Source organism: Pseudomonas sp. BIOMIG1BAC, assembly GCF_001705995.2.
In the GTDB taxonomy this organism is placed as follows: domain Bacteria; phylum Pseudomonadota; class Gammaproteobacteria; order Pseudomonadales; family Pseudomonadaceae; genus Aquipseudomonas; species Aquipseudomonas sessilinigenes.
On sequence record NZ_CP049045.1, the window covers coordinates 1,764,691 to 1,776,518 of the forward strand.

The window sequence follows — 11,828 nt, forward strand, 5'->3', positions numbered from 1 at the left end:
CTGCTGGCCGCTGTTCACTGATTGCGTGGAACGGGAATGTTGCCAAGTGTGTCTAGACTCACACTGTCCCCCATGAGTGAAAAGACATGACTACAACGACAAGTCACTACACCGCAGAGGAGCGCAGCAAAAGGATCTTTGCCATCGTCGGCGCTTCGTCCGGCAACCTGGTGGAATGGTTCGACTTCTATGTCTACGCCTTCTGCGCCATTTACTTTGCCCCGGCTTTCTTCCCTTCCGACGACCCTACGGTGCAGTTGCTCAATACCGCCGGGGTATTCGCTGCCGGGTTCCTGATGCGTCCGATAGGTGGCTGGTTGTTCGGCCGGGTCGCCGATCGCCATGGGCGCAAGAACTCGATGATGATCTCGGTCTTGATGATGTGCGCCGGTTCCCTGGTCATCGCCTTTTTGCCCACCTACGCCAGCATCGGTGCCTGGGCGCCGTTCCTGCTGTTGATGGCACGCCTGTTCCAGGGGTTGTCGGTGGGGGGCGAGTACGGCACCACTGCGACCTACATGAGTGAAGTGGCGCTCAAGGGCCAGCGTGGCTTCTTCGCCTCTTTCCAGTACGTGACCCTGATCGGTGGGCAATTGCTGGCGGTGCTGGTCCTGGTGATCATCCAGCAATTTCTCGACGAGGCTGAACTCAAGGCCTGGGGTTGGCGCATTCCGTTCGTGATCGGCGCCATTGCCGCGTTGATCTCGCTGCTGTTGCGGCGTTCGCTGAAGGAAACCAGCAGCAGGGAAACCCGCGAGGACAAGGAAGCCGGCAGCGTTGCCGCCTTGTTCAAGCATCATTCGGCGGCGTTCATTACCGTTTTGGGATACACCGCCGGCGGTTCGCTGATTTTCTATACCTTTACCACCTACATGCAGAAGTACCTGGTGAATACCGCCGGCATGCCGGCCAAGACGGCCAGCTATGTAATGACTGGCGCGCTGTTCCTGTACATGTGCATGCAGCCGTTGTTCGGCATGCTGGCGGATCGGATCGGCCGGCGTAACTCCATGCTCTGGTTCGGTGCTTTGGGCACGTTGTTCACGGTGCCGTTGCTGTTGAGCCTGAAGACCGTCAGCAGCCCGTTCCTGGCTTTCGTTCTGATCACCCTGGCCCTGGCCATCGTCAGTTTCTACACCTCAATCAGCGGTCTGGTGAAGGCCGAGATGTTTCCGCCACAGGTGCGGGCGCTGGGGGTAGGGCTGGCTTACGCGGTGGCCAATGCGATTTTCGGCGGCTCGGCGGAATGGGTGGCCCTGAATTTCAAGAACATGGGCATGGAGAACACCTTCTACTGGTACGTTACGGCGATGATGGCGATCGCCTTCCTGTTCAGTCTGCGATTGCCCAAGCAAGCCGCGTACCTGCACCACGATCTTTGACTGGCCGACCTGCACCGCTACAGGGAGCAGGTTGCCAAAGGACTGTTTATGACCCCAGCTGCGAGCAACCAACTGTTCGATGCTTATTTCATTGCCCGGGAAATGCGCGGCGTGTTCTGCGACCAGGGGCGGGTCCAGGGCATGCTCGACTTCGAAGCCGGGCTGGCCCGAGCCGGAGTGCGGGCTGGGCTGGTTCCGGCCAGTGCGCTAGGGCCTATCGAGGCTGCCTGCCAAGCCGGCCTTTATGATCTTGAGGCCCTGGGCGAGGCCATCGCCACGGCCGGCAATCCGGCCATTCCCCTGGTCAAGGCCCTGGGCCAGCAGGTGGCGCAGCACAGTATCGAGGCCGAGCGTTATGTGCATCTCGGGGCCACCAGCCAGGACGCGATGGACAGCGGGCTGGTCCTGCAATTACGCAGTGCCTTGTTCTTGCTGGAGCAGGACCTGCAGCGCCTGGGCGATGTGCTCGCTACCCAGGCCCAGCGCCATGCCCTGACCCCTCTGGCAGGCCGGACCTGGTTGCAACAGGCCACTCCGGTGACCCTGGGGATGAAGATCGCTGGTTGGCTGGGGGCGCTGACGCGCAGTCGCGAGCGCCTGCAACAACTCAAGCCGCGCCTTCTGGTGCTGCAGTTTGGCGGCGCCTCCGGCACCCTGGCGGCCTTGGGCGAGCAGGCACTGCCGGTGGCCCGGGCCCTGGCCGAGGAGTTGCAACTGCGCCTGCCGGAACAGCCCTGGCACACCCAGCGCGACCGCCTGGTGGAGTTCGCCTCGGTGCTGGGCTTGCTGGCCGGTAGCCTGGGCAAGTTGGGGCGGGACGTCAGCCTGTTGATGCAGACCGAAACTGCGGAAGTATTCGAGCCTGCGGCGGCGGGCAAGGGCGGTTCATCCACCATGCCCCATAAGCGCAATCCGGTGGGCTCGGCCGTGCTGATCAGCGCAGCGACCCGGATTCCCGGGTTACTGGCGACCCTGTTCAGTGTCATGCCCCAGGAGCATGAGCGCAGCCTGGGGTTATGGCATGCGGAATGGGAAACCCTTCCAGAGATCTGCTGCCTGGTTTCTGGCGCCTTGCGCCAGGGCCTGTTGTTGGTGGAAGGCCTGGAGGTGGATGGACAACGCATGGCTCGCAATCTGGAGCTGACCCAGGGATTGGTATTGGCCGAGGCAGTGAGTATCGCCCTGGCCCAACGGCTGGGGCGGGAGGCCGCCCATCATCTGCTGGAGCAGTGTTGCAGGCGTGCGGTGGCCGAACAGCGCCATCTGCGTGCGGTATTGGGCGACGATGAAAAGGTCGCCGCCGAACTGTCGGCGGCGGAACTGGATCGCCTCTTGGACCCGGCGCATTACCTGGGCCAGGCGCAAGCCTGGATCGAGTGCGCCGTGGCTGAACATTTTGCCTTTAAGGCCTGAAGGAGAAAGCCGTGGGATTCGTGAAACTCGCCGGGGGCGAACTGCACTATCAACTGGAAGGCCCGGCGCAGGCGCCGGTGCTGGTGTTGTCCAATTCCCTGGGTACCAACCTGCACATGTGGGACAAGCAGATGCCGATCTTCAGCCAGCACTGGCGGGTGCTGCGCATGGATACGCGGGGTCATGGCCGGTCCCTGGTCACCGATGGGCCCTACAGCATCGAGCAACTGGGGCGCGATGTCCTGGCCTTGCTCGATGCCCTGGATATCCCGCGAGCTCATTTTTGTGGCCTATCCATGGGTGGGCTGATCGGCCAGTGGCTGGGGATCAACGCCGGTGAACGCCTGGACAAGCTGGTGGTGTGCAACACCGCCGCGAAGATCGCTGATCCTACGGTGTGGAACCCGCGGATCGAGACGGTCTTGCGTGACGGCCAGGCTGCGATGGTAGCCCTGCGGGATGCCTCCATCGCTCGCTGGTTCACTGCCGATTACGCCGAGGCCCATCCGGACCAGGCCAAGCTGATCACCGATATGCTGGCCGCCACCTCGCCCGAGGGCTATGCGGCCAACTGTGCGGCGGTGCGTGATGCCGACTTGCGCGAACAACTGGCGGCGATCAAGGTGCCGACCCTGGTGATCGCCGGCAGCGAGGATGCGGTGACTCCACCTGCCGGAGGGCGCTTTATCCAGCAGCAGGTAGCGGGTGCCGAGTACGCCGAGTTTCGTGCCGCGCACCTTTCCAATGTCCAGGCTGCCGATGCGTTCAGCGCTCGGGTCGTGGATTTCCTGCTGGCTTGAGATCGATCGAAGGAGCCTTGCATGGATGAGAAACAGCGTTATGCCGAAGGTCTGGAAGTACGGCGTGCGGTCTTGGGCGATGCCCATGTCGAGCGCAGCCTGGCGGCCCTGAGCGAGTTCAATTCGGAGTTCCAGGACATGATTACCCGCCATGCCTGGGGCGACATCTGGACCCGTCCGGGCTTACCACGACATACCCGCAGCCTGGTGACCATCGCCATGCTGATCGGCATGAATCGCAACGAGGAGCTCAAGCTGCACCTGCGGGCGGCTGCCAACAATGGTGTGAGCCGAGGAGAAATCAAGGAGGTGATCATGCAAAGCGCGATCTACTGCGGGATTCCTGCGGCCAACGCCACCTTTCACCTGGCCGAGTCAGTGTGGGACGAGTTGGGAGTGGAGTCTCGCCAGGCGCCTTAGGCGAGGGGGCGTGGCGTTCAGGTACAAACGAAAAACCCACCGTCAGGTGGGTTTTTCATGCAGCCAGGTCAGGCTTTAGAACAGGTGCAGCGCGGGGGCTTTCTTTTCCGCCGTTTGCTCGTTCTTCGCGGTCTGCTCGCTCCAACCGCCACCTAGGGCCTTGTACAGGTTGACCTCGCTGGTCAGCTGCGCCAGGCGATCGGTGATCAGCGCTTGTTGAGCACTGAACAGCGAGCGCTGGGCGTCGAGGAAGGTCAGGTTGCTGTCGACCCCGATGCGGTAGCGGCGCTCGGCCAGACGGTAGTAGTCCTGGTTGGCGCTGACGAAATCACGCTGGGCCTGCAACTGCTGGTTGTAGGTCTGGCGTGCGGCCAGGCCATCGGAGACTTCCTGGAAGGCGGTCTGGATGGACTTCTCGTACTGCGCGACGCTGATGTCCTTCTGGATCTTGGAGTAGTCCAGGCTGGCGCGCAGGCTGCCGGCGTTGAAGATCGGCAGGTTGATCTGCGGCTGGAACAACCAGGTACCCGAGCCGCCCTTGAACAGGCCGGAGAGATCCGGGCTCAGGCTGCCGGCGTTGGCCGTCAGGCTGATGCGCGGGAAGAATGCCGCGCGGGCCGCGCCGATATTGGCGTTGGCTGCCTTGAGCTTGTACTCGGCCTCGAGGATGTCCGGACGGCGTTGTAGCAATTCCGACGGCAGGCCCGCTGGCAGTTCGCTCAGCAGGTCGGCCGACAGCGGTTGCGAGGCTGACAGGTTGGCCGGGATCGCAGTGCCCAACAGCAGGGTCAGGCTGTTTTCATCCTGGGCCACCTGGCGGGTGTAGCGGGCCAGTTGCACCCGGGCGTTTTCCACTGAGGTACGCGACTGGCTCAGGTCCAGGGCGGAAGCGACGCCGACCTCGTTGCTGCGGGAAGTCAGGCGGTAGCTTTCTTCGTAGGTCGCCAGGGTTTCCTGGGTCAGCTTCAGCAGTTCCTTGTCGGCCTGCCAGGTGATGTAGGCGTTGGCAACGCTGGCCACCAGGCTGATCTGGGTGCTGCGCCGCGCTTCTTCAGTGGAGAAGTAGTTCTGCAGCGCTTGCTCGCTCAGGCTGCGCACGCGACCGAACAGGTCCAGCTCGTAGGCACTGATGCCCACGGTAGCCGAGTGCTGGCCGGTGATCCGGTCCTCTCCTGTCCCGTTTACCCGGGCCGGCGTGCGTTGGCGCTGGCCGCTGACGTTGGCGGAAACCGCGGGGAACAGGTCCGCCCGCTGGATCTGGTACTGCGCCGCATAGGCATCGATGTTCAGCGCCGCGACCTTCAGGTCGCGGTTGTTTTCCAGGGAAACCTGGATCAGCTGCTGCAGCGCCGGGTCATGGAAGAACTGCCGCCAGCCCTGTTCGGCGGCCGCCACGTTGGCGGCCTCCTTTGGCGAGTAGGCCGGGCCTTGGGGGAATTGCGCCGCCACCGGCGCGTCCGGGCGCTGATAATCCGGTATCAGCGAGCAACCACTTAGCGCGATGGCGGTGATTGCCAGGGAGAGTAGCGACTTGCTCATTGGCCAGCCTCATTAGAATTTTCAGTGGTTTCTGATTGGTCCGCTTTCCTGCGGCCCATGGACGACACGACGACGAAGAACAGCGGGACCCAGAAGATCGCCAGGATCGTCGCGGTAAGCATACCGCCAATTACACCGGTACCGATGGCATGCTGGCTACCGGCACCTGCACCACTGGAGGTGGCCAGGGGCACGACCCCGAGGACGAAGGCCAGGGAGGTCATGATGATCGGTCGCAGACGCATGCGGCAGGCTTCGACCGCGGCATCGATCAGAGAGCGTCCCTGCTCGTGCAGTTCTTTGGCGAACTCGACGATCAGGATGGCGTTCTTCGCCGCAAGGCCGATGGTCACCAACAGACCTACCTGGAAGTACACGTCGTTGGATAGGCCGCGCAGGCTGGTGGCCATCAGCGCACCGATGATCCCCAGTGGTACCACGAGCATGACCGCGATCGGAATCGACCAGCTTTCATACAGGGCCGCCAGGCACAGGAACACCATCAACAGGGACAAGGCGTACAGCGCTGGCGCCTGGGAACCCGAGAGGCGTTCCTCGTAGGACAGGCCGGTCCAGGAGATACCGACACCTGGCGGCAGCTTGGCGGCAATGGCCTCGACCTCGGCCATGGCTTCACCGGTGGTGTAGCCAGGAGCCGGGGCCCCGAGGATCTCCATGGCCTCCACACCGTTGTAACGGGCCAGCTTCGGCGAACCGTAGATCCACTCACCCTTGGCGAAGGACGAGAACGGCACCATGGTCCCGGCGCTGTTGCGCACGTACCACTTCTTCAGGTCCTCGGGGCTCATGCGCGCACCGGGTTGGCCCTGGATGTACACCTTCTTCACCCGACCGCGGTCGATGAAGTCGTTGACGTAGCTACTACCCAGGGCGATCGACAGGGTGTTGTTGATATCGCTGAGGGTCACGCCCAGGGCGCTGGCGCGCTCGTCGTCGATGGTCAGCTGGTATTGCGGCTCGTCGTTCAGGCCGTTCGGACGGACCTGGGACAGCACTTTGCTCTGGGCTGCCATGCCGAGGAACTGGTTGCGTGCAGCCATCAGTTTCTCGTGGCCGATACCGGCGCGGTCCTGGAGGAACACGTCGAAACCGGTGGCGTTACCCAACTCCAGTACCGCAGGCGGGGCGAAGGCAAACACCATCGCGTCGCGGAAACTGAAGAAGTGCATCTGCGCGCGCTGGGCCAGGTTGAACACGCTGTTTTGCGCAGAGCGCTCGCCCCATGGCTTGAGCATGATGAAGGCCATGCCGGAGCTCTGGCCGCGGCCGGCGAAGTTGAAGCCGTTCACGGTGAACACCGAGGCAACGGTGTCCTTTTCCTTGTCCAGCAGGTAGGAACGCATTTCGTCGACCACCACCTGGGTCCGCTCGGCACTGGAGCCGGCTGGCGTCTGTACCTGGGCGAACAGTACGCCCTGGTCTTCTTCCGGCAGGAACGCGGTCGGGATACGGGTGAACAGCCACATCATGCCCACCACGATCAGCAGGTAGGCCAGCAGGTACGGCGCCTTGTGCCGCAGGATGCTGGCGACGCCGCGCTCGTAGCGTTTTACGCTGTAGTCGAAGGTACGGTTGAACCAGCCGAAGAAGCCGCGCTTCTCGCCATGGCCTTCAGGGATGGCCTTGAGCATGGTGGCGCACAGGGCCGGGGTGAAGATCAGGGCTACCAGTACCGACAGGGCCATGGCCGAAACCACGGTGATCGAGAACTGCTTGTAGATCACGCCGGTGGAGCCGCTGAAGAACGCCATCGGCAGCAATACAGCCGACAGCACCAGGGCGATACCCACCAGGGCGCCCTGGATCTGGCCCATGGACTTCTTGGTCGCTTCCTTGGGCGACAGGCCTTCCTCCTGCATCACCCGCTCGACGTTCTCCACCACGACGATGGCGTCGTCCACCAGCAAGCCGATGGCCAGTACCATGCCGAACATGGTCAGGGTGTTGATGCTGAATCCGGCTGCCGCGAGGATGCCGAAGGTACCCAGCAGTACTACCGGAACCGTCATGGTGGTGATCACCGTGGCGCGGAAGTTCTGCAGGAACAGGAACATCACCAGGAACACCAGGACGATGGCCTCCACCAGCGTCTCGACCACGCTCTTGATCGATTCGGTCACCACCGGGGTGGTGTCGTACGGGAATACCACCTTCATGCCTTGCGGGAAGAAGGGTTCCAGATCGCTGATGGTCTTGCGCAGTGCTTTTGCGGTATCCAGGGCGTTGGCACCGTTGGCCAGCTTCACCGCCAGGCCGGAAGCCGGATTACCGTTGAACTGGGCGCTGATGGCGTAGTTCTCGCCACCCAGGGCCACATCCGCAACGTCACCCAGGCGTACCTGCGAACCATCCTTGTTGACCTTCAGCAGGATCGCCTTGAACTGCTCGGCAGTCTGCAGGCGGGTCTTGCCGATGATGGTGGCGTTCAGTTGCTGGCCAGGCATGGCAGGCAGGCCGCCGAGCTGGCCGGAGGACACTTGCACGTTCTGTGCGGCAACCGCGGTCTTCACATCCACCGGGGTCATGTTGAAGTTGTTCAACTTGGCCGGGTCGAGCCAGATACGCATGGCGTACTGGGCACCGAACACCTGGAAGTCACCGACGCCCGGAGTCCGGGAAATCGGGTCTTGCATGTTCGACACGATGTAGTTCGACAGGTCGTCCTTGGACATGCTGCCGTCCTCGGATACCACGCCGATCACCAGCAGGAAGTTCTTCACGGCCTTGGTAACGCGGATACCTTGTTGCTGCACTTCCTGGGGCAGCAGCGGGGTGGCCAGGTTCAGCTTGTTCTGTACCTGGACCTGCGCGGTGTCCGAGTTGGTGCCCTGCTCGAAGGTGGCAGTGATGGTCATGCTGCCGTCAGAGTTACTTTCCGAGGACACATAACGCAGGTTGTCGATACCGTTGAGCTGTTGCTCGATCACCTGGACCACGGTGTCCTGCACGGTTTGTGCAGAAGCACCTGGGTAGGTCACGGAGATCGCGATCGATGGTGGTGCGATGCTCGGGTATTGGTTGATCGGTAGTTTGAGGATCGCTAGAGCCCCGACCAACATGATCACCAGGGCGATTACCCAGGCGAAGATCGGACGGTCGATAAAGAATTTCGACATGGTTTACTCCCCTTTGCCGCCTGCAGTCTTGTCAGTTGCCTGTGCAGGGGCCGGGTTCTTCGCAGGTACGTTGGTGGCTTCGCTGGCCTTGACTTCGATGCCCGGCTTGACGAACTGCAGGCCTTCGGTGATCAGGCGGTCGCCGGCCTTCAGGCCGTCTTCAACCAGCCACTGGCTGCCGACGGTGCGGCTGGCCTTGAGCTGGCGCAGCTCGACCTTGTTGTCGGCACCCACTACCAGCGCGGTAGGGGCACCCTTGAGGTCACGGGTCACGCCTTGCTGTGGCGCCAGGATCGCCGCGCTGTTCACCCCGGCTTGCAACTGGGCATGTACGAACATGCCAGGCAGCAGGGTGTGTTCCGGGTTCGGGAACACTGCACGCAGGGTCACCGAGCCGGTGGTCTCGTCCACCGAGACTTCGGAGAACTCCAGCTTGCCGTCGAGCTTGTACTGGCTGCCGTCTTCCAGGGTCAGCTTGACCTTGGCAGCGTTGTCGCCAACTTTCTGCAGGCGACCGCTTTCCAGCTCGCGCCGCAGCTCCAGCAACTCAACCGAGGACTGGGTGACATCGACGTAGATCGGATCCAACTGCTGGATCACTGCCATGGCAGTAGCCTGGCCGTTGCTCACCAGGGCGCCCTCGGTCACCGAGGAGCGGCCAATGCGGCCGGTCAGTGGCGACAGCACTTTGGTATAGCGCAGGTTGATCTGGGCGTTTTGCAGCGAGGCCTCGGACTGCAGGCGGTTGGCCACGGCAGTGTCGTATTCCTGGCGGCTCACGGCCTGTTCACTGACCAGTTGCTTGTAGCGATCGGAAATCGACTTGGTCGACTGCAGGTTCGCTTCGGCACTTTTCAGCGTGGCTTCATAGATCGATGGATCGATCTGATAAAGCTGCTGGCCTTCTTTCACATCACCGCCTTCCTTGAACAGGCGCTTGAGAATGATCCCGTTTACCTGTGGACGAACTTCAGCAATACGGAACGCAGTGGTCCGCCCCGGGAGTTCGGAGGTCAAGGTAAAGGCTTGTGGTTGCAAGGTGACGACGCCGACCTGAGGGGCTTGAGGGGCAGGGGCCGCCTCTTCCTTTTTACATCCGCTGAGCAGCGATGCCAGGGCGACGGCAGTGACCAGGGCGGTAACAGCTGGCTTGAATTGCATGAAGATCCTCGGGTCAGGCACGCAAGATGCGCACAAGAAAAGTGGAAGGATAAAAAGAATTGGCTGAGTGGATTAGTAGCTTGCTAATGAATATACTTACGTACATGGTTGTTTGTAAATACCTTAGCGGAGTACCCATCCGGTTACAAAAGCTCCCGCTGGTGTTGAATTGTAGGCTGGGTAAACGGCACCCGAGATGTCGTTCCATATTTATTCAGAAGGCCCTCGCGTATCGCTGGAGGGACCTGATCGAGGTTTTACTGCCATGGTCCGTCGTACCAAAGAGGAAGCTCAAGAAACCCGTGCCCAGATACTCGAAGCGGCCGAAAAGGCCTTTTACGAACGTGGCGTGGCGCGTACTACCCTGGCCGATATTGCGACGCTGGCAGGCGTGACGCGCGGGGCGATCTATTGGCACTTCAGTAACAAGGCCGACCTGGTGCAGGCCATGTTCGACAGCATGCGCGAACCCTTGAGCGAAATGGCGGCCGCCGGTGAAAATGTAGAAGAGTTGGATCCATTGGGTTGGATGCGCAAGCTGCTCATTCATCTGTTTCATCAAATAGCCCTGGACCCGAAAACCCGACGCATCAATGAAATTCTGTTTCATAAGTGTGAGTTCACCGATGAAATGTGCGACCTGCGTCGTCAGCGCCGTGCGGCCAGCCTGGAGTGCAACCTGCATATCGAACTGGTGCTGAGCAACGCAGTCAATCGCGGCCAGTTGCCGGAAAACCTCGATACAAGGCGGGCGGCTATCAGCATGCGGGCCTTTATCGATGGCATTCTCTACCAGTGGCTGTTGGCCCCGGACAGTTTTGCCCTGCATACCGAAGCGGAGCGCTGGATTGACATTGGACTCGACATGTTGCGCCTGAGTCCGAACCTTCGTCATTAAGACAAAATGCGTAATTGAATCTGGTTGTGTCAAGATTTATGACAAGGGAGTTCACTCTTGCTCTCGCCAGGTCGCGGCGGGGTGCTTTTATATACCGTGCCAGGCATATCTTGATAGATAGCGAGCTACGTATTTTGTAGGTAATTTGTTGCGGGTGTGTGAATGAGTGTGAGTCCTTCACCGTTCAACGACACAGAGCAGCCCCTGAAGGGGATTGTCCTGATTTGCCTGGCCGTCTTGCTTTTTGCCAGCCACGACACCCTGTCCAAGTACCTCTCGGCCTTTTACCCCATCGTCATGGTGGTATGGGCTCGCTATGTGGTGCATACCTTGCTGATGCTGGTGGTGTTCGTGCCGCGTAGCGGTTTTTCCGCGGTGGTGCGGACCAAGCGTCCCGGCTTGCAGTTTCTCCGGGCCTTGTGCCTGATCGGAACCAGCATGCTGTTCACCAATGGCCTGCGCTACATCCCCCTGGCCGAGGCTACCGCCGTCAACTTTCTCGCTCCCTTGCTGGTTACAGCCCTGTCCGTACCGTTGCTGGGCGAACGGGTCGGCCGTGGTCAATGGCTGGCCGTACTGGCCGGGTTTGTCGGGGTGCTGATCGTGGTGCGTCCCGGTGGCGCCTTGTTCACCCCGGCGATCCTGCTACCCCTGGGATCGGCTCTGTGCTTCGGTTTCTATCAATTGCTGACCCGCAAGCTCAGTGGCATCGACAGCCCGACCACCAGTAACTTCCTCACTGGAATCCTCAACAGCCTGATCATGAGCGCACTGCTGCCGTTCTTCTGGAGTACGCCGACGTTGCTCCATGGCCTGTTCATGATTGGCCTGGGCACTTGCGGCATGCTCGGCCACCTGCTGCTGACCCAGGCGTTCCGCCATGCTGCGCCCGCCATGCTGGCTCCCTTCAGTTACGGGCAGATCCTGTTTGCCGGGATGTACGGCTACCTGATCTTTGGCCATACCCCGGACAACTATGGGCTCGTGGGGATCACGGTGATCTGCCTCAGCGGCCTGGCAGTGGCCTGGACCCAACGCAAGCGCTGAACCCGAGTCGCTGCCATATGCGGCACCGGGA

Annotated in this window: 9 protein-coding genes; 6 read left to right on the plus strand and 3 right to left on the minus strand. The window is 61.4% G+C overall.

The window, feature by feature from the left end; genetic code table 11:
• Window positions 1-86 precede the first annotated feature (86 nt).
• The 4 genes from ATY02_RS08190 to pcaC are packed head-to-tail and all read left to right on the plus strand — an operon-like array spanning window position 87 to window position 4,015.
• Entirely contained in the window at window positions 87-1,382 is a 1,296-nt protein-coding gene (locus ATY02_RS08190) for an MFS family transporter (protein WP_068581998.1), read from the plus strand.
• A 48-nt stretch (window positions 1,383-1,430) separates the two neighbouring features.
• On the plus strand, window positions 1,431-2,795 hold the full coding sequence (locus tag ATY02_RS08195; RefSeq protein ID WP_068582000.1) for a 3-carboxy-cis,cis-muconate cycloisomerase: 1,365 nt from the start codon (window positions 1,431-1,433) through the stop codon (window positions 2,793-2,795).
• 11 nt (window positions 2,796-2,806) lie between these two features.
• Window positions 2,807-3,595: a 3-oxoadipate enol-lactonase gene (gene pcaD, locus ATY02_RS08200; RefSeq protein WP_068582003.1), complete on the plus strand. Its 789-nt coding sequence runs from the start codon at window positions 2,807-2,809 to the stop codon at window positions 3,593-3,595.
• 21 nt (window positions 3,596-3,616) lie between these two features.
• Window positions 3,617-4,015 (plus strand): 4-carboxymuconolactone decarboxylase, encoded by a 399-nt coding sequence (gene pcaC, locus ATY02_RS08205; protein ID WP_068582006.1) that lies wholly within the window; start codon window positions 3,617-3,619, stop codon window positions 4,013-4,015.
• A 75-nt stretch (window positions 4,016-4,090) separates the two neighbouring features.
• On the opposite strand, the gene adeC is transcribed toward pcaC, so the two are convergent.
• The 3 genes from adeC to emhA are packed head-to-tail and all read right to left on the minus strand — an operon-like array spanning window position 4,091 to window position 9,852.
• On the minus strand, window positions 4,091-5,554 hold the full coding sequence (gene adeC, locus ATY02_RS08210) for an AdeC/AdeK/OprM family multidrug efflux complex outer membrane factor (protein ID WP_068582010.1): 1,464 nt from the start codon (window positions 5,552-5,554) through the stop codon (window positions 4,091-4,093).
• Entirely contained in the window at window positions 5,551-8,691 is a 3,141-nt protein-coding gene (locus ATY02_RS08215) for an efflux RND transporter permease subunit (RefSeq protein WP_068582012.1), read from the minus strand. Before ATY02_RS08215 ends, adeC begins: the two co-directional genes overlap by 4 nt.
• Before the next feature lie 3 nt (window positions 8,692-8,694).
• Window positions 8,695-9,852: an efflux RND transporter periplasmic adaptor subunit EmhA gene (gene emhA, locus ATY02_RS08220; RefSeq protein ID WP_068582014.1), complete on the minus strand. Its 1,158-nt coding sequence runs from the start codon at window positions 9,850-9,852 to the stop codon at window positions 8,695-8,697.
• Between the two features lie 265 nt (window positions 9,853-10,117).
• Here emhA and emhR point away from each other — a divergent pair, with 265 nt between their 5' ends.
• Window positions 10,118-10,750 carry an efflux system transcriptional repressor EmhR gene (gene emhR, locus ATY02_RS08225; RefSeq protein WP_068582020.1) on the plus strand — a complete coding sequence of 211 codons (633 nt, stop codon included), beginning with the start codon at window positions 10,118-10,120 and terminating at the stop codon, window positions 10,748-10,750.
• Window positions 10,751-10,912: 162 nt separating this feature from the next.
• Complete coding sequence (locus ATY02_RS08230; RefSeq protein ID WP_068582023.1) at window positions 10,913-11,797, plus strand: DMT family transporter; 885 nt, start codon at window positions 10,913-10,915, stop codon at window positions 11,795-11,797.
• Window positions 11,798-11,828 lie beyond the last annotated feature (31 nt).

Excerpts from the sequence above, each read along its gene's own strand:
- ATY02_RS08215 (WP_068582012.1), bottom strand. The coding sequence starts at position 8,691 with ATGTCGAAATTCTTTATCGACCGTCCGATCTTCGCCTGGGTAATCGCC.
- emhA (WP_068582014.1), bottom strand. The coding sequence starts at position 9,852 with ATGCAATTCAAGCCAGCTGTTACCGCCCTGGTCACTGCCGTCGCCCTG.
- ATY02_RS08190 (WP_068581998.1), top strand. The coding sequence starts at position 87 with ATGACTACAACGACAAGTCACTACACCGCAGAGGAGCGCAGCAAAAGG.
- pcaC (WP_068582006.1), top strand. The coding sequence starts at position 3,617 with ATGGATGAGAAACAGCGTTATGCCGAAGGTCTGGAAGTACGGCGTGCG.
- ATY02_RS08230 (WP_068582023.1), top strand. The coding sequence starts at position 10,913 with ATGAGTGTGAGTCCTTCACCGTTCAACGACACAGAGCAGCCCCTGAAG.
- ATY02_RS08195 (WP_068582000.1), top strand. The coding sequence starts at position 1,431 with ATGACCCCAGCTGCGAGCAACCAACTGTTCGATGCTTATTTCATTGCC.
- adeC (WP_068582010.1), bottom strand. The coding sequence starts at position 5,554 with ATGAGCAAGTCGCTACTCTCCCTGGCAATCACCGCCATCGCGCTAAGT.
- emhR (WP_068582020.1), top strand. The coding sequence starts at position 10,118 with ATGGTCCGTCGTACCAAAGAGGAAGCTCAAGAAACCCGTGCCCAGATA.